Annotated in this window: 19 protein-coding genes; 12 read left to right on the forward strand and 7 right to left on the reverse strand. The window is 70.2% G+C overall.

Features of this window, described 5'->3' with window-relative positions:
- Positions 1 to 12 precede the first annotated feature (12 nt).
- Positions 13 to 612: a YdeI/OmpD-associated family protein gene (locus tag I0C86_RS02415; RefSeq protein WP_196199525.1), complete on the forward strand. Its 600-nt coding sequence runs from the start codon at positions 13 to 15 to the stop codon at positions 610 to 612.
- A gap of 128 nt (positions 613 to 740) precedes the next feature.
- On the opposite strand, the gene I0C86_RS02420 is transcribed toward I0C86_RS02415, so the two are convergent.
- From I0C86_RS02420 to I0C86_RS02430, 3 genes are all read right to left on the reverse strand, one after another.
- The gene (locus I0C86_RS02420) at positions 741 to 983 is read right to left on the reverse strand and encodes a hypothetical protein (protein WP_230393417.1); all 243 of its coding nucleotides are present in this window, start codon (positions 981 to 983) and stop codon (positions 741 to 743) included.
- Positions 984 to 1,243: 260 nt separating this feature from the next.
- Positions 1,244 to 1,594 (reverse strand): DoxX family protein, encoded by a 351-nt coding sequence (locus I0C86_RS02425; protein ID WP_196199527.1) that lies wholly within the window; start codon positions 1,592 to 1,594, stop codon positions 1,244 to 1,246.
- 180 nt (positions 1,595 to 1,774) lie between these two features.
- Entirely contained in the window at positions 1,775 to 2,635 is an 861-nt protein-coding gene (locus I0C86_RS02430; protein WP_196199528.1) for an SDR family oxidoreductase, read from the reverse strand.
- Between the two features lie 124 nt (positions 2,636 to 2,759).
- On the opposite strand from I0C86_RS02430, the gene I0C86_RS02435 reads away from it, so the two are divergent.
- The 3 genes from I0C86_RS02435 to I0C86_RS02445 all read left to right on the forward strand — a co-directional run bounded on the left by I0C86_RS02435 (position 2,760) and on the right by I0C86_RS02445 (position 6,267).
- Complete coding sequence (locus I0C86_RS02435) at positions 2,760 to 3,371, forward strand: TetR/AcrR family transcriptional regulator (RefSeq protein ID WP_196199529.1); 612 nt, start codon at positions 2,760 to 2,762, stop codon at positions 3,369 to 3,371.
- Between the two features lie 130 nt (positions 3,372 to 3,501).
- Entirely contained in the window at positions 3,502 to 3,936 is a 435-nt protein-coding gene (locus tag I0C86_RS02440) for a hypothetical protein (protein WP_230393418.1), read from the forward strand.
- Between the two features lie 9 nt (positions 3,937 to 3,945).
- Positions 3,946 to 6,267, forward strand: a complete 2,322-nt coding sequence (locus I0C86_RS02445; protein ID WP_196199530.1) for an NB-ARC domain-containing protein — start codon at positions 3,946 to 3,948, stop codon at positions 6,265 to 6,267.
- A 75-nt stretch (positions 6,268 to 6,342) separates the two neighbouring features.
- On the opposite strand, the gene I0C86_RS02450 is transcribed toward I0C86_RS02445, so the two are convergent.
- Positions 6,343 to 6,744: a nuclear transport factor 2 family protein gene (locus tag I0C86_RS02450; RefSeq protein WP_196199531.1), complete on the reverse strand. Its 402-nt coding sequence runs from the start codon at positions 6,742 to 6,744 to the stop codon at positions 6,343 to 6,345.
- A 62-nt stretch (positions 6,745 to 6,806) separates the two neighbouring features.
- Between I0C86_RS02450 and I0C86_RS02455 the strand changes: the two genes are divergently transcribed.
- Complete coding sequence (locus I0C86_RS02455; RefSeq protein ID WP_196199532.1) at positions 6,807 to 7,400, forward strand: TetR/AcrR family transcriptional regulator; 594 nt, start codon at positions 6,807 to 6,809, stop codon at positions 7,398 to 7,400.
- Here I0C86_RS02455 and I0C86_RS02460 read toward each other — a convergent pair.
- Positions 7,395 to 8,333, reverse strand: coding sequence for an EamA family transporter (locus I0C86_RS02460; protein WP_196199533.1), 939 nt, complete (start codon positions 8,331 to 8,333; stop codon positions 7,395 to 7,397). The two genes, I0C86_RS02455 and I0C86_RS02460, sit on opposite strands and share 6 nt — an antisense overlap.
- Before the next feature lie 71 nt (positions 8,334 to 8,404).
- Here I0C86_RS02460 and I0C86_RS02465 point away from each other — a divergent pair, with 71 nt between their 5' ends.
- Positions 8,405 to 9,355: a LysR family transcriptional regulator gene (locus I0C86_RS02465; RefSeq protein ID WP_196199534.1), complete on the forward strand. Its 951-nt coding sequence runs from the start codon at positions 8,405 to 8,407 to the stop codon at positions 9,353 to 9,355.
- Here I0C86_RS02465 and I0C86_RS02470 read toward each other — a convergent pair.
- On the reverse strand, positions 9,339 to 10,493 hold the full coding sequence (locus I0C86_RS02470; protein WP_196199535.1) for a phospholipase D-like domain-containing protein: 1,155 nt from the start codon (positions 10,491 to 10,493) through the stop codon (positions 9,339 to 9,341). The genes I0C86_RS02465 and I0C86_RS02470 overlap by 17 nt on opposite strands.
- A 102-nt stretch (positions 10,494 to 10,595) precedes the next feature.
- Between I0C86_RS02470 and I0C86_RS02475 the strand changes: the two genes are divergently transcribed.
- Positions 10,596 to 11,294 carry a helix-turn-helix domain-containing protein gene (locus I0C86_RS02475; RefSeq protein ID WP_196199536.1) on the forward strand — a complete coding sequence of 233 codons (699 nt, stop codon included), beginning with the start codon at positions 10,596 to 10,598 and terminating at the stop codon, positions 11,292 to 11,294.
- Between the two features lie 27 nt (positions 11,295 to 11,321).
- On the opposite strand, the gene I0C86_RS02480 is transcribed toward I0C86_RS02475, so the two are convergent.
- Positions 11,322 to 11,753 (reverse strand): VOC family protein, encoded by a 432-nt coding sequence (locus tag I0C86_RS02480; RefSeq protein WP_196199537.1) that lies wholly within the window; start codon positions 11,751 to 11,753, stop codon positions 11,322 to 11,324.
- 259 nt (positions 11,754 to 12,012) lie between these two features.
- Here I0C86_RS02480 and I0C86_RS02485 point away from each other — a divergent pair, with 259 nt between their 5' ends.
- The 5 genes from I0C86_RS02485 to I0C86_RS02505 all read left to right on the forward strand — a co-directional run bounded on the left by I0C86_RS02485 (position 12,013) and on the right by I0C86_RS02505 (position 18,448).
- Positions 12,013 to 12,165 (forward strand): hypothetical protein, encoded by a 153-nt coding sequence (locus tag I0C86_RS02485; protein ID WP_196199565.1) that lies wholly within the window; start codon positions 12,013 to 12,015, stop codon positions 12,163 to 12,165.
- A 16-nt stretch (positions 12,166 to 12,181) separates the two neighbouring features.
- The gene (locus tag I0C86_RS02490) at positions 12,182 to 13,657 is read left to right on the forward strand and encodes an SAM-dependent methyltransferase (RefSeq protein ID WP_196199538.1); all 1,476 of its coding nucleotides are present in this window, start codon (positions 12,182 to 12,184) and stop codon (positions 13,655 to 13,657) included.
- A 13-nt stretch (positions 13,658 to 13,670) separates the two neighbouring features.
- Positions 13,671 to 15,935: a sulfatase-like hydrolase/transferase gene (locus I0C86_RS44840; RefSeq protein ID WP_407676258.1), complete on the forward strand. Its 2,265-nt coding sequence runs from the start codon at positions 13,671 to 13,673 to the stop codon at positions 15,933 to 15,935.
- Between the two features lie 265 nt (positions 15,936 to 16,200).
- Entirely contained in the window at positions 16,201 to 17,484 is a 1,284-nt protein-coding gene (locus I0C86_RS02500; protein ID WP_196199539.1) for a citrate synthase, read from the forward strand.
- 235 nt (positions 17,485 to 17,719) lie between these two features.
- A complete protein-coding gene (locus I0C86_RS02505; RefSeq protein WP_196199540.1) occupies positions 17,720 to 18,448 on the forward strand; it encodes an acetate uptake transporter family protein in 729 nt (242 codons plus the stop codon).
- The last annotated feature ends 66 nt before the right edge of the window (positions 18,449 to 18,514 follow it).

Genomic DNA, 18,514 nt, shown 5'->3' on the forward strand with positions numbered 1-18,514 from the left:
TAGCCTGCCGTCATGGCGAGCGCCGAACTGGATGAGCTTATCGTCGTGGACTCCGACGCGCTGCGGGCCTGGTTGTCGGCCAACCACGCGACGTCGCCCGGCGTCTGGCTCGCCCTGACCAAGAAGGGCGGCACGGTCACGACGCTGACCTGGCAGCAGGCGGTAGACGAGGGCCTGTGCTTCGGCTGGATCGACGGGCAGGCCCGTAAGCGGGATCAGGAGACCTCCTGGATCCGGTTCACTCCTCGCCGGCCCCGCAGTTCCTGGTCACAACGCAACGTCACCCACGTGGGCCGGCTGGAGGCGCAGGGGCGAATGCAGCCCTCGGGCCGCGCAGTGGTGGAAGCCGCGAAGGCGGACGGGCGGTGGGCGGCCGCCTACGCCCCGCCGTCGGAAGCCGAGGTGCCGGCCGACCTCCTGGCCGCCATTGCCGCCGACCCCGCCGCTCAGGCCATGTTCGACGTGCTGACCAGAACCAACCGGTTCGCTCTCATCCACCGCGTCAATGCCGTCAAACGGGCGCAGACCCGTGAGCGGAAAATCGGCGAGTTCGTCGCCATGCTGGCCCGCCACGAAACCACCTACCCGCAGAAGGCCAGGCCTCCAACCTGAGTAGCCGAGCCGAGTGCGGTCACTGCCTACCCGACGCAACGCAACCTGCGCGCACGGCATCAGGCATCCTGAGCGTTGTGAGCGATGGGTACATTCGGGCCTTCGCCTGCTCGGGGATGGTGGAGTCGTTACGGCGTCCGCACCTTGTCCGCACTTCGAGGCCGGGGTTCGCCATCGACAGCGGTGCAGATCCCATAGACGCGGGCGTAGTTCGTCCAGCCGTTGACGCGTCCCCGGTTGTTGCTGATCTGTACGCGGCCGGCTCTGCTGTTGACTGCGGAAACGAGATGTAGGTAGGTGGTTCCCGCGACCCGTACCAGGACGATGTCTCCGACCTCCAGTTTGGTCGGGTCGACCGGAGCAACGGTCACCAGTTGACGGCTACGGATCAGCGGGACCATGGAGGACCCGCTCGGGCGGAACTGGACCACGCGCCCTTGAGCAACTCCTGCGGCGTGCGTGTCAAGAGCTCCCATCGAGCTGAGCATCCGGCAGACGTCGACGCCAGCGCTACTGAATTTCTCCGGGTTGCTCAGCCTGCGCCCGACTGGAGTGCCTGCTTCTCGGCTACGACAGCGTCCCCGGCGTGGCTCGGCGAGCCACACCGGGGTCCGGCGACCGTCGGTACGGACTACAGGTGGTAGCCCAGGTTCAAGGCCAACGTGGCCACCGCCGTGGAGAAGAACACGGCCCATCCCACGAGCTGGCGGGAACCCACCCGCAGGTGGGCGATGAGCGCGCCCACGAAGTAGAGCACGAGGCCAGCGGCGGCGAGGGTGCCCAGCAGCGGCACGGCGAACCCGACCAGGAGCCCCAACGAGCCCGCCGCCAGCAAGACACCCAGCACCGGTACCCAGGACCGTGGTATGCGCTTCATGTCCGCCTGAGCCTTCGGGTACTCGTGACCGATCAGATAGGTGACCGCGGCGAAGCCGTTGAAGACCGAGGCGATGATGGTGACCGTGACATAAGCGGCGAACACAAGCCCTCCCGGACAGCGTTTGTAGCGTTTGGATGAGGGACGAGATGGGGCGGTGGATTGTGACAGGGGGGAGGTGCGGTCAGCTCGTCACCCGAGCGGGACCAGACCGATGGTCCAGTCGCGCGTGCGGTGACAGGTTTGTGCAGCGGGTGCGTGCCGGGCTCGGGTGGCAACGGGCCGTCAGCGCGCGTGCTCGGTCGCCGCGACGGCGTGCTCGGCGGCTCGGCTGACCTTTTCCCAGCCCGCCCAGGTGTCCATCCGTCGGCGGGAGATGTCGAATGCCAGGTCGTACACCATGTTGCCGAGCAGGAGCCGCAGCGGCGGGTCGTCGCTGTCGACCAGTTGCAGCAGCGCCTCGGCGGCCAGCCGGGGCTCGCTGTCGATCGAACCTTCCGCCCACTGTCGCTCCAGTTCGGCACGCAGCGGCGCGTACGCCTCCAACGGGGTGGTGGCGGTCATGCTGGTGTACAGGTCGGTCCAGTATCCGCCGGGCTGCACGATGCTGACCTTGATGTCGAAGGCCGCAGCCTCCATCGCCAGGGCCTCGCTCATGCCTTCCAGGGCGAACTTGCTCGCGCTGTACATGCCGGTGCTCGGAAAGCCGCCGAGCGCGGCGATGCTGGAGATCTGCACGATGTGACCGGACCGTTGGGCCCGCAGGTGCGGCAGCACGGCCTGGCTTACCCACAGCGCGCCGAAGAGGTTGACCTCGAACTGGGCTCGCGCCTCGGCCTCGGTGAATTCTTCGATCATGCCCATCGACATGGTGCCGGCGTTGTTGACGGCGATGTCGAGCCGGCCGAAGTGCTCGACCGCGGTGGTCACGGCGGCGATGACCGCCGGCCGGTCGGTCACGTCGAGGGTCAGGGGCAGCAGTCGGTCACCGTGCCGCACGTCGAAGTCGTCCTGGGTGATGGTCCGGGCCGCGGCGGCCACCCGGTCACCGCGTTCGAGCGCGGCCTCGGCGAATGCACGGCCCAGTCCGCGACTGGCGCCGGTGATGAACCAGGTACGCGGGGCGGCGTTGGGAGAGGTGGGCATGTGGAGCTCCGTTTCACTGATGTGAGACGAGACGGTCCGTCTCGCTGCGGAAAGGAGATTAGATCACCGCAGCGGCGGCGTCAAGACGAGACGGTCCGTCTCGTTGGTGGTACGATGATCGCCCATGACGCCCAACACGGCTCGCCGGAAAGAGACCTCGCGACGCGCCATCCTCACGGCGGCGTTCGACCTGTCGCAGGAGGTCGAATACGCAAAACTCAGCATCGAGGGCATCGCCGCGCGCGCCGGCGTCGGCAAACAGACCATCTACCGCTGGTGGCCGTCCAAGGGTGCGGTCCTCTTCGACGCCTTCCTCATGCTCAGCGAGGGCGCCGAGGGGGAGCAGCCGGCGCTGCCGGACACCGGCGACCTGGAGGCGGACCTGACCGCAGTGCTTCGGGCCACCGTCGCGGAGCTGAACGATCCCCGGTACGAGCAACCGATGCGCGCGCTGGCCACCGAGATCGCGCACGACCCCGAGCTGGCGGCGGCCTACGCCGAACGGTTGGACGGGCCGTTGAAGGAGGCCAAGCGGCAGCGCTTGCGCAGCGCCCAGCGGGCGGGACAACTCGCCGAGGGCCTCGACCTCGACGTTGCGGTGGACCTGATCTGGGGACCCGTCCTCAACCGATGGCTCCAACGCGGTGCGCCACTCACCACCGAGTACACCGACCTCGTCGTCACCACCGCCCTCAACGGCTTGCGCTCCCGTGCAACCACCGAGACAGCGGGGTGAGCAGCAGGCTCCGTTGGTCTTCACCGGCCCGGGCCAGGTGGCCGAACCTCCGATAGCTCAGTGCCGCCGGTTGGCTTCGGGACGTTAGCATCGCGGCGGACAGGCATCCGACCGAGAGGGCGCGGTGGCCGTGGAACTGCTTGAGACGATCATGCCGCCGATCCTGGCCGCGATCGGCGCGTACGGGCGCAAGGTGCTCACCGCCACCGAGGACGGGGCCGCCAACGCAACCGTCCACCTCGGGCAGCGGCTGCTGCACCGGCTGCGCCGTGGCCGTGCCGTCGTGGAACCGGCGGACGCCGACGCTGGTTCGGGCGCCGGTGCCGCCTTGGACGAGGCGGTCGTGGATGTCGCCGAGCACGCGGGAGATGCTGACTTCCGGGGTGCGCTGCGGGCCCGGGTCCGCAAGTTCCTGGAAGACGACGCGGACCTGGCGTCGGATCTTGCCGCGCTGCTCGACGCTGCCGGGGTGCGGGCCTCCGGCGCCGGGGCGGTCGCCGTGCAGCAGAACTCGGGGATCATCTCTACCGGAGATGGTGCGACCAATACGATCAACCGGGGTTGAGCCGCCCTCATGGCCGAGCGTGAGGTGCGGGTCGAGTACAACGAGGGGATCGTCTCCACCGGCCCGTACGCGATCAACACCATCAACCAGATCGTCAAGCCACCGCCGCAGATCAGACCCGCCGCCGAGGTCGAGGCGCCCGCCGGGCTGGTCAGGCTCCGGCAGGCGGGCAGCACGCAGACGCTGTTCGTCGGCAGGTCCGCCGAGCTCGCCGCGCTGACCGATGCGCTCGAGCACGGCCACGGCGGCATCACGCAAGCCATCACCGGGCTCGGTGGCATCGGCAAGTCGACGCTGGCCGAGCGGTACGTGCTGACTCGACGCGACCGGTACAACCCGATCTGGTGGCTGGCCGCGGACAGCCCGGGCCGGCTGGAGGCCGGGCTCGCCGCCCTGGCCCGGCGGCTGCATCCCGAGCTCGGCGGCCACCCGGAGCTCACCGCGGTTCAATGGTGCCTGACCTGGCTCGACACCCACGACGGCTGGCTGCTCGTACTCGACAACGTCAGCCGCCCGGCGGAGGTGGCCGAGCTCGTCGGCAGCCACACTCGGGGCCGGTTTCTTGTCACCAGCCGGCAGACCGGTGGCTGGGCCGGCCTTGCCGTGCCCACCCGCCTCGATGTCCTTCCCCCCGCGCAGGCACGCGAGCTGCTCGGCAGGCTGGTGGCCGACGAGCGCCTGCTCGACGGCGCCGACGAACTGTGCGCCGCGCTGGACGGGCTGCCGCTGGCGGTCGAGTTGGCCGGCGGGTACCTCGCACAGAACGGTGTCACGGCCGGCGCCTACCTCGACCGCCTGACCCGTTCCGCCGACGCCTGGTCCTGGGTGCCGACCGGCGGCGACCCGCAGCGCACCGTCGGCCGGGTCTGGCAGGTCACCTTCGACCGCATCGCTGTCGAGCACGGGCCAGAACCCGGGATGCTTCTGCGAGCCCTGGCCTGGTACGCGGCCGACGGCGTCCCGTTGACCCTGCTCGGCCATGCGCTGCCGTCCGAGGGGCCCGCACCGGTCTGGGAGTCCGAGGTGGACGAGCAGGTGCGGGCAGCGGTCGACGAGGCGGTCGGTCGGCTCGCCGCCTATGGACTGGTCACCCGGGACAGGGACACCGTCGCGGTGCACCGCCTCGTCCAGGCGGTGAACCGCACCGCCGGCCCCGACGGTTTCCGCGCCGCCGGCGCGGCTCTGGAAGCGGCGTGGGCCCTGTGCGAGAGTTCGGCCGAGCAGGAGCGGCTCGCCCCGCATCTGGAGGTCGCGATCGGACATGTGGTGCTCCTGTCGAGCCAGCCGGACGCTCTCGCGTTGGCCAGCCGCCTCGCCGACCTGCTCGTCGACCTCGAGGGCAGTCGGGTGCGGGCGGTCGGGCAACTCGCCGCGATCCTTGGCAGGCAGCACCGGCTGCTCGGTCCCGGCCATGCGGACGTGTTCTACACCCGGACCGCGCATGCGCGCGGCGACCGCCGCCCCGACGCTCTGGGGCCGGACGTCGAGAAGCTCGAGGCTGTCGCCGCCGACGCGAAGAAGGCGACCGGCCGCCGGAGCGCGGCGACCGTGCACGCCCAAACGCATGCTGCCCTCGCCTACGCCGCTCGCGGGGCGGACACGAGGGCGCGGCGTCTGATCCGGCGCAGCCTTTCGGACGCATCGAAGGAGTTCGGGCCGGACCACCGGCTCACGATCACGCTCCGGTTCCACCTCAAAGGACTGTACGAGGCCGACGTCCGCTGGGCATATGGCAAACGCCTGTTCCGGTTGCGGACGTTCCGCAGTTTCCTGGCCGCCGCGCTGCACCACGAGGCGCTTCTCGCGAGCGTCGAGCGGGTCTACGGCCGTGGCCACCCGGTTGTGCTCGACCTCCGCTACGAGTTCGGCCGCTTCCACGACCAGTACGGGAACGAGGAGCGGGCCGCGGCGCTGTACACCGAGGTGCTGGCCTGGCTGGACGTGCAGGGGCGATCGGACCTGCCCTACACGCGGACGGTACGGGCGACGCTGGCCCGTCTGTACCTGTACAGCCGACACCCGGAACGGGCGGTGCCGCTTTACGAGCAGCTCGCCGCCGCCCCCGACCTGCCGCACCGGGACCTGCTGGAAGTACTTGAGCACCTGGGCCGATTGCAGGTCGCCGGAGGCGACGTCAACGCCGCGGCGGCAACCTTCGAGCGCATCATCGCCGCGCGGGAGGACCATGACGGGCCGGACGCCGCTACCACGCTGTTCTTCCTTCAGTGCGTTGCCGAAGAGTTCAGGGACGCCGGCCGCCCGGCGCTGGCCGAGCCGTGGTACGAGCGCCTCGCCGCGGCTCGCCAGCGTACCGGCTCGGCTCCGCGCTAGGTGTCGGCCGCCGCAATCACCGTCGCCTACCCACGTGCCCTCGGGTGCACGTGTCCGTTCAGGGTTGCAGGGAGCTCAGGGTTGCAGGGGTGTGGAGCGAGGGCGAACGGTCCGATGCGTGATCCGCCAGCCTTCCTGTCCCCGCTCGATGGTGTCCTCGTAGGTGACGCTGCCGATCGATCCATCGGTCAGAACGCCGAACCCCTTGGACAACGCGCGGACCACGCCGTCCGCTGTCTCGCCGAGCACGACGTTGGTGACGTGGTGGGCGACGGGATTCGCCTCGCCCAGGGCGAGCGCGGCTTCGTGGGCGCCGGCCAGCCCTTCGAGGACACCACCGCCGAGGGCGGTCACGTCGTACGTGACGTCCTCTGTGAAGACGGCGAACAGCCTCTCGAAGTCGCCACTGTCGATCAGGTGGCCATGCAGATTGATGAGGTCCGTGATCGCGAACCGGTCCGCTGCGGTAAGGGGCATGTGTGATCCTTCCCGATCTAAATGGGGGGTTCCCCGTTTTCTCTGCGGTAGAGTAAGTGGGGATGTCCCCGAATAGCAAGCGCGGTCCTCGCTCCGACGCCCTGCGCAATGCCACGGTCCTGCTCGACGCCGCCCGTCAGCTGGTGGAAGAGGTGGGTAACGAGATCACGCTCGACGAGGTTGCCCGGCGTGCCGGCGTCGGTAACGCGACGCTGTACCGACATTTCCCCACCCGTGAGGACCTCCTCGCCGCCGTCTACGCCGACGAGGTGGCGAATCTGTGCCGCCACGGTGCGCAGCTCCTCGGCGCGCCGTCACCGCTGGATGCACTCTTCAGCTGGCTCGACGAGTTCGTGGTCCACGTGGCGACGAAGCGCCCGCTGGCCCTGGCGGCGACCGAAGGACCGGGCGGGCGCCGCGGCCATCGGTTCGAAACGTGGCACTCATCGATCACCGCGACCGCCACGGACCTGGTACACCGCGCCCAACCGGCCCTGCGTCCCGGGCTCACCGCCGCCGACGTGTTGGCGCTGGCCAGCGGCGCGGCGCTGACCACCGACACTGCGCAGGCACGTCGTCTGGTCGGGTTCCTGCGCACCGGTCTGGCGGCTCCGACGGGCAGTGCGGAGCGGGATGACCAGGGGTTCGGCTCATGAACGGCGGACTGCACCCGATGCCCCCGATGCCGTGACATCGCCGCCGATCTGATCGGGCGCCGCCGTGCCGGCTCCCCGCCTGCCGCGCGTCCGCACCACCAGGGCCAGCCCGACCAGTACGACCGCGCCGGCCACGATCTCGGTGAGGGTGATCGGCTCGTTCAGCAGCAGCCCGGCCGCGGCGAGCCCGAAGATCGGCACCAGCAGGCTGAACGGGGCCACCCGGGCCACGGAGTAGATGCCGATGAGCCGGTTCCAGATGCCCCAGCCGACCAAGGTCGAAAGATAGCCGACATAGCCGACGGCCAGCACGGCGGTCCAGGACATCCCGGCGATCGTGTCGAACACCGCCCGGGGCCCGTCGACCACACCGGCGAGGCCGAGCAGCGGGATCGGCGGTACCAGGCTCGACCAGACCAGCAGCGACAGTGGTCGGGTCTCGCCGCTGGCCCGGACCACCACGTTCGCCACCGCCCAACTGCCAGCGGCGGCGAGGGTGAGCGCGAAGCCGATGGCGGTGGCGTGGCCACCGGCGCCGACCGCGAGCAGCGCGATCCCGGCCGAGCCGGTGAGCACCCCGGCGAGCTGCGTGCCGCTCGGGCGTTCGCCGAGGAGGGCGGTGGCGAGCACCACCGAGACCAGCGCCTGGGTCTGCAGCACCAGCGAGGCGAGCCCGGGTGGCATTCCGGCGTCGATGGCGACGAACAGGGCGCCGAACTTGAACACGCCGAGGACCAGGCCGTAGCCGAGCACGTACCGGAGCCGGGCCGTCGGACGCGGGACCAGGAAGACCAGCGGCAGTGCGGCGGCCACGAACCGCAGCGCGGTCAGCACCAGCGGCGGCAGGTCCCGGAGGCCGATCTCGATGACGACGAAGTTGACCCCCCAGAGGGCGGCGACGAGGACAGCCTGCATCCGGTGCGGAAATCTCATGCCGTAACCGTGCCAACCTGTTGGTTTAAGGTCTAGTTCAAGGTTCTTAAGTGCTCGTGTAGATTCACTACATGGATTTGGATGTCCGCCGGTTACGGGTGCTCCACGAGGTGGCCCTGCGCGGCGGGGTGACCGCCGCCGCGGCGGCCCTGCACGTGACCCCTTCGGCGGTCTCCCAGCAACTCGGCCAACTCGCCCGGGAGGCCGGTCATCCGCTGGTCGAGCGTTCCGGCCGGGGCGTCGTGCTCACCACCGCCGGGCAGATCCTGGCCCTGCACGCGGAGCGGATCCTCGGCGCCGTCGAGCAGGCGGTGACCGGACTGGCCGTGGCACACCGGCAGGTCGCCGGGACCGTCCGGGTCGGTGCCTTCCCGTCCGCGGCCGGCGCACTGGTGGTTCCGGCTGCGGCCCGGGCGATGGCCGCCCACCCGGGGCTCGACGTGCGGGTGGTCGAGGCCGAGGACGATCAGAGCCGGCTGGACCTGCGGTCCGCCACGCTCGACATCGTGGTGCTCCAGGAGTACGACCACGTGCCCGGCACCACCACCGCCGAGCTGGACCGGTACCCGATCGCCACCGACCCGATGCACCTGATCACCCCGGTCGGCTGGGGGCGCGACTCGGGGCGGCTCGCCGACCTCGCCGACGTGCCATGGGTGGCCAGCGCCGCGCACACCCCGTGTGGACGGTCGACCCTGCGTGCCTGCCATCTGGCCGGCTTCGAGCCCGACATCCGGCATCGGGCGATCGACTTCGCCCTCACCCTGGACATGGTGGCGGCCGGGCTCGGTGCCGCACTGGTGCCCGGGATGGCACTACGCCACGTACCGCCCCGGGTGCTCGTACGGCCACTGGCGAAACCGGTGACCGGTCGACGGATCTTCGCGGTCACCCGTCCCCGGGGTGCCGGACCGACCCATCCGGCGATCGCCGCCGTGCTGACCGAGTTGGCCGGACCGGACCTCGACCCCGCCCAGACGTCCCGGCCAGAGAGCCTGGAACTGCTCAGCGCCGACCGCTGAACCGCTGGCCGGCGATCTCGATCCGTTCGATCTCGGCCCGGAAGAAGCCGGTGATCTCGGCGCACCGGCCGAGGTTGGTCGGTCCGCCCTCCCGGCGGGGCAGGTCGGGGTACGGGCTGCCGATCACGAAGATGTTCTCGTCGTTGTACTGGTTGGCCGGCGCCGTGTAGTTGAACGAGCCCGCGATCACCACCGCCTCGTCGACCACCATCAGCTTGTGGTGCAGCTTGCCGAAGGCGGGGGAGCGGATCGGGGCGTACAGGGAGATGTTGAAGCGGTTGAGTTCGTGCGTCGCCGCCCACTTCTGGACGCCCTGCCCCGGGTCCACCGCCCCGGTCACGGTACGTCCGGCGGCGGCCAGCGCGATCATCGCGTCGTCGATCCCGGACGATCCGGAGAAGGTGAAGATGGCGAAGTCCACCCGGGCGGTGGCCTTCAGCATCTGCTTCATGATCTCCAGCTCCGGGGTGTGGTCCGGCGCGAACAGCACCTTCACCGGTACACCCCCGACGCTGTACGCGTTCGGCACCCGGCCGTGTTCGCCCCGCCCGAACCGACCCTGCCGGATCCGGCCGAACTCGTCGGCGTACTCCTTGCAGATCCGGGCGTCGTGGAACACCACGACGTGGTTCAGGTTGCGGTGACAGTCGGTGCCGGTGAAGTTCGCCGACCCGGACAGCACCGCCGCCCGGGCCCCGGCCCGCTGCCGGTAGTCGCGGACCGCGAACTTCTGATGGAAGATCGCCGGGTTGTAGTCGGCCTTGACGTCGACGTTGCAGCGCAGGAGGGCGGCCACGATCCGCCGGTTGGGCTCCAGGCTGCGGGTGCCCGGCTCGGGCTCCCACTGGATCCGGTGCCGCGCATCGGCCTCCGGTTCGCCCGCGCGGGTGGTCACCCGGGGCAGCTTCGCGGTCCGCAGGTAGTCCTGCTCCAGCACCATCCGCACGTCCACGCCCCGGAACCGGGCATCCAGAATGGCCTGGGCGATCGGCTCGGAGTCGAGTTCCTGCACGGCGATGTCCAGGCTCTCCCGGGCGCCACCGATGAAGTCGACCACGACCTGCTCGAGGTCGTCGGCCGCACCAAGCTCCCGGGGCCCGACGAACGCCTCGATCTTGTTGCCGGCGAAGCTCGCCATGCTGGACAGGGTCGCACCTCGGGCCCCGGCAGAATGTCGAGTTGGCTACATCCCGAACAGCTCCCGCGCAGTCGTGTCCGTTCGGCTGGCAGACTGGTGGCCGTGTATCGGGAGCGGATGTCCGGGCTGGCCGGTGCCACGGTCTGGACGGTCACCCGGGCGGCCGGTACGGGGCCGGGACGAATCCTGCCGGACGGCTGCACGGACCTGATCTGGTCCAGCCGGCGCGGCCTTCTGGTGGCTGGGCCGGACACGGTGGCGAAGTTCGCGGACGGCCGGGAGGGGGCGCGGTACGTGGGGCTGCGGTTCCCGCCGGGCACCGGGCCGGCGGTCTTCGGCGTGCCCGCGCACGAACTGCGGGACCAGCGGGTTGCGCTGGCGGACCTCTGGTCCGGGGCGGTGGTGGCGGAGCTGACCGAGCGGATGGCGTTGTCCGACCGGCCGGGCCGGCTGCTGGAGTCGGTGGCGTCCGAGCGGCTGGCGGCCACCGGCGGCCCGGATCCGCTCGCCGCGAACGTGGTCGCCGGGTTGTTCGCCGGCCGGGACGTCGCCGACGCCGCCGCCGCGCTCGGTCTCGGCACCCGGCAACTGCACCGGCGCAGCCTGGCGCTGTTCGGCTACGGCCCGAAGACGTTGGCCCGGATCCTGCGGATGCGTCGGGCGCTGGCGCTCGCCCGGGCCGGTACGCCGGCCGCCGAGGTCGCCGTCCGGACCGGGTACGCCGACCAGGCGCACCTGTCCCGTGAGGTCAAGAGCCTGGCCGGCGTCCCGTTGCGCGGTCTGGTCGGCCGACCGGGATAGCTGGCCCCCCCACCCGGGTCGGCCGGGTTATCCGGGTTGACCGGACTGCTCGGATCGACCGGGCTGCTCGGCCAGCGGAGCGAAGAGGTCCACGCCGTTGCCGTCCGGATCGTGCAGGGCCGCGTACCGCTGGCCCCAGAACGCGTCCCACGGCTTGAGATGCCCGTCGTACCCGGCCTCGGTCAGCGCCGCGTACGTGGCGTCGACCTCGGCCGGGTCGGCGCAGCGGAACGCGAGGCTGGTTCGGCCGGGCCCGGTGGAATGGGTGTAGCCCGGGTCGAACGACTGGATCGTCGCGATCGTGTCGAAGGCCAGCCGGAGGCCGCCGGGCAGCGTGCACTCCACATGCGGCTCCGCGTCCGCCCCGGCCGGGATCTCCAGTCCGAGCCGCCGGTAGAAGGCGAGCGAGCGGGCCATGTCGGCGACGACCAGTCCGAAGACGTCAAATCTCGGTGTCATTCGGCCAGCGTAGGTAGCGGTCGCGGCGGCCGTCTTGAAGGAATCGGACCTGACCGGTCAGCGTCGCAGGTGCCCATGCGATTGGCCGATCATCGGCGTACGGTGTACTTAACGGCACCTGAACCCCCGCTTTCGCCGATTGACTGGCGGAGTACGGGGTTCTGACGTGTCGTGTGGCGTACGGTCCGGCGGTCGGTGTGTGCGGCTGGACACGGCGCTCTTTTTTCGGGCGCGGGGGCAGAGAGAAGGGAGGAGGCCGGTGATGAAGGACCTGGCCTACCTGGATGCGGGATCTGGCAGCCTCATCGTGCAGGCGGTGGTCGGTGGTGTGGCAGGTGTCGCGGTGGCGGCGAAACTCTACTGGCGCAGACTGACCAGCCGCTTCCGTAAGCAGCCCTCCGAGCAGGACTGAGGGCGGTCCACAACCGATGGTTCCACCGTCTTCCGCTCCGGCAACGTCCACCACCCCCGAAACCGATCTTCGGCCCGATCCCGGCTCCTTCCGCGATCCGGCCAACCGCGTCCTCCACGCCGACGGGCAGATCCTGCGCGGGCTCGGCCCACGGGCCGCCGAGGACTGGCAGGCACTTGTCGGGACCGAGTTCTTCCCCCGGCTGATCGCCGAGGGCAAGATCTGCGGCACCGAGGCCCTGGAGCCACAGGCCGTCCCGGCGAGCCAGGCCGGACAGTGGAGCACCGTGCTCCGGCACGAGCGCATCCCGTTCGTGTCGTACCCGTACGAGTGGTCGTTCGCGATGTTGCGTGACGCCGCGCTCCTGCACCTGGAGATCCTCCGTACGGCCGTACCGGCCGGCTTCACCACCAAGGACGGCTCGGCGTACAACCTCCAGTGGCGGGGCGTCGAGCCGGTCTTCATCGACATCGGTTCGTTCGAGCCGGCGCGGGACGGGGAGCCCTGGGCCGGCTACCGGCAGTTCTGCCAGACGATGCTCTATCCGTTGCTGCTTCAGGCCCATCTCGGGCTGGACTTCCAGCCCTGGCTGCGGTCCCGGATCGACGGCCTGGAGGCGGGGCAGCTGCGCAAGCTGTTCGACGGGACCAGACGCTTCCGGGCCGGGGTACTCAAGCACGTCCACCTGCACGACGCGATGCAGAACAGGTTCGCCGGCGCCAGCACCGGCGCGGTACGCGAGCAGCTCAAGGACGCCGGCTTCTCCCGCGAACTGGTGCTGGCCACCCTCCGGGCGATCGACAAACTGGTCCGCCGGCTGGACTGGCAGCCTCCGCAGAGCCACTGGTCGGACTACCGGGAAACCTGCACCTACTCGGACGCCGACCGGGAGCAGAAGGAGGAGTTCGTCGCCACGGCGCTCACCGAGGCGGGGCGGCCGGGACTGGTGCTGGACCTCGGGGCCAACGACGGCACGTACTCGCGGCTCGCCGCCCGGCACGCCGACTACGTGGTGGCGGTGGAGAGCGACCCGGCCGTGGTCGACCAGCTCTACCGCCGGCTGTCGGCTGAGGGCGAGCGTCGGATCCTGCCGTTGGTGATGGATCTGGCGGATCCGTCGCCGGGCGGCGGTTGGCGCGGCGTGGAACGCGCCTCCTTCGCCGCCCGGGCCGACGCCGACGCGGTGCTCGCACTGGCGGTCGTCCACCACCTCGCCATCGGGCGCAACGTTCCGCTGCCGGAGATCCTCGACTGGCTGGTCGGGCTGATGCCGACGGCTGGCGGCGACGGTCGGCTCGTGGTCGAGTTCGTGCATCCCGACGATCCGATGGCGGTACGCCTGCTGGCGAACAAGCCGGCAGGAATCTTCCCCGACTACCACCGTGACGAGTTCGAGCGGCTTCTGGCGCAGCGGTGCACGATCGTGCGGCGGACCGAGCTGGCGTCGGGCACCCGCACCCTGTACGTCGGGACGCCGCGTGACCGAGGTTGAACCCGGCAACGCCGTGACCAGCGGCGCCGGGCCCGCCGACGGCGCGACGACGAAGCTCGCCGGGACGGCGACGGAGCCAGCCGCCGGGACGGCCACGGAGCCAGCCGACGGGACGGCCACGGGGTCTGACGCCGGGACGGCCACGGCGTCTGACGCCGGGACGGCGTCGGAGCCGGCCGCCGCGACGGCGACGGACGGCGGGGCGTCGCAAGCCGGTCGGGCGCCGTCCTACCGCCGGACGGAGTTGCGGGCGTTGGTGGAGGTCGTGGCGCTGTGCGGCCTGGTCATCACCCAACCGCTGCTCGACATCACCGGCAAGAGTCCCGACTTCTTCCTCTTCCACGGTGCCGGCAGGGCCGACATCCTGTCGCTGGTCGCGGTCTACACCCTGGTACCGCCGCTGGTGCTCTGGGGCGTCGGGGCGTTGCTCGGGCTGCTGGTCCGCCGGGTCGCGGGCGCGGTGCCGGGTCGGGCGGTGCGGACGGCGCTGCACACGGCGACCCTGGGTCTGCTGCTCGCCGCCCTGGCGATCCAGGTCGGCAAGCAGATGTCGGGCGTACGTGGGCTGCCACTGGTGTTGATCGCGGTGGTGGTCGGCGCCGGCGGGGCGTACCTGTACCGGCGCTGGCAGGTGACCGGGCAGGTGCTCCGGGTCGCCGCGGTCGGACCGTTGGTCTTCGTCCTGCTCTTCGTCTTCGCCTCGCCGGCCTCCGCGGTCGTGCTGCCGGGCGAGCGGTCCGGGGCCGGGAAGGGTGGTGCCGGCGCCGCGAACGTCCATCCGCCGGTGGTGATGTTGATCCTGGACGAGTTTCCACTGGTATCCCTGCTCGACGCGAACGGCGCGATCGACGCCCATCGGTACCCGAACTTCGCCAGGTTGGCCGGGGAGTCGACCTGGTACCGGAACGCGACCGGGGTGAGCGGCTACACCCCGTACGCGCTGCCGGCGATGTTGACCGGTCGGTACCCGGCGGAGAAACAGGCACCCCACCACTCGCGGTACCCGGACAACCTGTTCACCGCCTTCGGCGGCCCGTACGAGATCCAGGCGCAGGAGAGCATCACCCAGCTCTGCCCGCCGAGCGAGTGCCCGGACCGGAACAGCTCGGCCCGGGGCGGACTGCCGACGCTGTTGCGGGAGAGCGCCACCCTGCTCGAACAGATCGTCTCGCCGACCGAGGTCGGGCAACGTGACCCGGAGGATTCGTACCGGGAGGTCACCCAGCGGGAGGTCGGCGCGGACGGGAAGCCGGTTGCCCCGACCGATCCGCAGTTCCGGTGGGGCGCCCTGGACGAGAACCAGCCGGCGCGGTTCGTCGACTTCCTCGACACGCTCCGCCCCGCCGACCGGCCGACGCTGCACTTCCTGCACCTGCTGCTGCCGCACTCGCCGTGGAACTACCTGCCGTCCGGCATCCGGTACGAGTCCCCGGACGGAATGCCCAACGACGGCCGGGGTTGGGTCGAGTTGGCCCACCGGCGACACCTGCTGCAACTGGAGTACACCGACCGGCTGCTCGGCGAGACGCTGCGCCGGCTGGACAGCACCGGCCTGTACGACGACGCACTCCTGGTGCTCACCGCCGACCACGGGGTCAGTTTCACCCCGGGGGCACAGGGCCGTGGCCTCGGCGCGGTGACCCGGGCGCCCGGCGAGGTGCTGTGGGTTCCGATGTTCATCAAGCAGCCGGGGCAGCGGGCCGGTGCGGTCGACGACCGGAACTGGGAGCACGTCGACCTGCTGCCGACCGTGGCCGATCTCGCGGGCGTCGAGGTGCCGTGGCACACCGACGGGGTCTCGGCGCTGCGGACCACCCGGGCACCGGGCGACAAGCACTACCACGACCAGCCGGGCGATCCCCTTATGGTGCCCGGCGGCACCTTCGCCGACCTGCTCAGCGGCCGGGCGCGACCGGTACTGCCGCCACAGCCCCGGCCGGAACTGATCGGACGATCCGTCGCCGACCTGCCGACCGGTCCGCCGGCCGGATCTGTGACGGTACGGAACCGGACCGATTTCGATCAGATCGAGCAGGCGGGTGGGCGGCTGCCGGCGTTGGTCTACGGCACCGTGCCGAACTCGGTACGCAACGGCACGCTGCTGGCGGTCGCGGTCAACGGCCGGATCGGCGCGGTCGCCCCGGTGGTCTCTCCGGACCCGGGCGGCCAGCGGTTCGCGGCCCTGCTGCCGGACGAGTCGCTGTTCAGGCCGGGCCGGAACGAGGTGCAGGTGTACCAGGTCGCCGAGGGGTCCGTGCTGCGTCCGCTGCGCGACTGACGTCGACCGGCCGAGTTGCCGGGATCGTCCGCCGGATCTTCGGCGGTCTCGTCGTTCTGCCCGCCCGCGTCCGTTGCTTGCGTCCATTCGTGGGAAGACCTGGATTCCGGCGCCGGGACTAGCAGGTTGCGGCGAAGTCGCCTACCTGTGACCGGCGTGATGCATCACTCACCGAGCGACCACCGCGAGTGCTCCGCTACCCTGCACGATTACCGTAAAAGTGAAGGCAATTCAGCGTAGATTTCGCCGGCGAAGCGAGGATCACATGACGGATGTCAAACTCGACCACCCGAGCGGGCAGCTGTCGATACCGGTCAAGCCCGCGGTCGATGGCCCGTCCGGTATCGCAACGGGCAACCTGTTGAAGGAGACGGGTTTCGTCACCTACGACCCCGGTTTCGTCAACACGGCCGCCTGCTCCTCCGAGATCACCTACATCGACGGTGACGCGGGCATCCTGCGCTACCGTGGCTACCCCATCGAGCAGTTGGCGGCGAACTCCTCCTTCCTGGAAGTCTCCTACCTGCTGATCTACGGCGAGCTGCCGACCGCACAGCAACTCGCCGAGTTCGACGAGTGGATCCGCCGGCACTCCCTGCTGCACGAGGAGATGCGACGGTTCTTCGACGGCTTCCCGCGCGACGCGCACCCGATGGCGGTGCTGTCCTCCGCGGTGAGCGCGATCTCGACGTTCTACCAGGACAGCCTCGACCCGTTCGACCGAGAGCACGTGGAGATCTCCACGGTCCGGTTGATGGCCAAGGTGCCGACGATCGCCTCGTACGCCTACAAGAAGTCGATCGGGCAGGCGATGCTCTACCCGGACAACTCGCTCGGTTACGTGCAGAACTTCCTCCGGATGACCTTCGGGGTTCCTGCCGAGCCGTACGAGGTCGACCCGGTCGTGGCCCGCATCCTCGACATGCTCTTCGTCCTGCACGCCGACCACGAGCAGAACTGCTCCACGTCCACCGTCCGGCTGGTCGGTTCGAGCCAGGCCAACCTGTTCGCCTCGGTCTCGGCCGGAGTGAACGCGCTGTTCGGCCCGCTGCACGGCGGTGCCAACCAGGCGGTGCTGGAGATGCTGGACGAGATCCGGGCCGGCGGCGGTGACGTGCCGGGCTTCGTCCGGCGGGTGAAGAACAAGGAGCCGGGCGTCAAGCTGATGGGCTTCGGACACCGGGTCTACAAGAACTACGACCCCCGGGCCGCCATCGTGAAGCAGGCTGCCCAGGACGTCCTCGCCCGGATGAACAAGCCGGACCCGTTGCTGGACCTCGCGATGCAACTGGAGGAGATCGCCCTCGCCGACGACTACTTCGTGTCCCGTCGGCTCTACCCGAACGTCGACTTCTACACCGGGCTGATCTACAAGGCCATGGGGTTCCCGACGAAGATGTTCACCGTGCTGTTCGCGCTGGGCCGGTTGCCCGGCTGGATCGCCCAGTGGCGCGAGATGATCTCCGACCCGGAGACGAAGATCGGTCGCCCTCGGCAGGTCTACACCGGCGCGGCCGAGCGGGACTACGTACCGGTCGAGAAGCGCTGATCAGGTCCCGTTCGAGCCTGTTCGTCCGCCGGCCGTCGATGCGCACCGCGTGTCGGCGGCCGGCCGTTCTGTTCTTCGGGTGACCGGTGCCGAGTTCTGGGGTCGGGTGGACCGGCATCGCCCCGGAACTGCGTTCCGTGTAATGGCTCTCGCTCTGGGTAGTCGGCGGCTACGTGTCCGACCGCGTCGACGCGGTGCGAAGGCGGTGTGAACCGCCGCGTAGAGGGAGCCTGTGATGACCCACATGTCACGATCGGCACAACCTAGTCATGACGGCGAGTTCGAATTCTGGCGCAACCACGCACAGATTTCGCTCCAGCCGGTGGCCGCGCCATCAATTCTGGGACTCTTCGGTTACGCGGGCGCCACCTTCGTCGTCGCCACGAACCTCGCAGGCTGGTACGGCGACATCGGCACGCAGACGTTCCTGTTCCCGTTCGCCGCGCTCCTGGGCGGACTCGCGCAGTTCCTCGCCGGAATGTGGGCGTACCGGGCCCGGGACGGGTTGGCCACGGCCATGCATGGCATCTGGGGAGCGTTCTGGCTCGCCTACGGGCTGCTCTACCTGCTGATCGCTACCGGGGTACTGGTCCAACCGGCGCCGTTCGTGGCGCTCGGCTTCTGGTTCGCCGCACTCGCGGCGATCACCTGGTCCGGGGCGTTCGCCGCGTTGGCGGAGAACATCGGTCTGACCCTCGTGCTGGCGAGCCTGGCCGCCGGATCCACCTGCCAGGCGGTCGGCCAGATCGCCGACGTCTCGGGCTGGCGGACGGCCGGCGCCTACATCTTCATCGGCTCCTCGGTGATCGCCTGGTACACGGCGACGGCGATGATGCTGGAGGGCACCTTCCGCCGGGTCATCCTGCCGATCGGCAAGATGCGCGGCCCGAACGTGCCGGGACGGGAACCGCGCCAGGTCATCCAGTTCACCGCCGGGGAGCCGGGCATCAAGGTCGGCCAGTAAGTAGGCCGACCCGTGCCGCGATGCCGGCCCGGTCCGGTCGGCCCGGCCCAGAGCCGGCCGAACCGG

Origin of the sequence: Plantactinospora alkalitolerans, assembly GCF_015690345.1 — a bacterium.
Lineage (GTDB): Bacteria > Actinomycetota > Actinomycetes > Mycobacteriales > Micromonosporaceae > Plantactinospora > Plantactinospora alkalitolerans.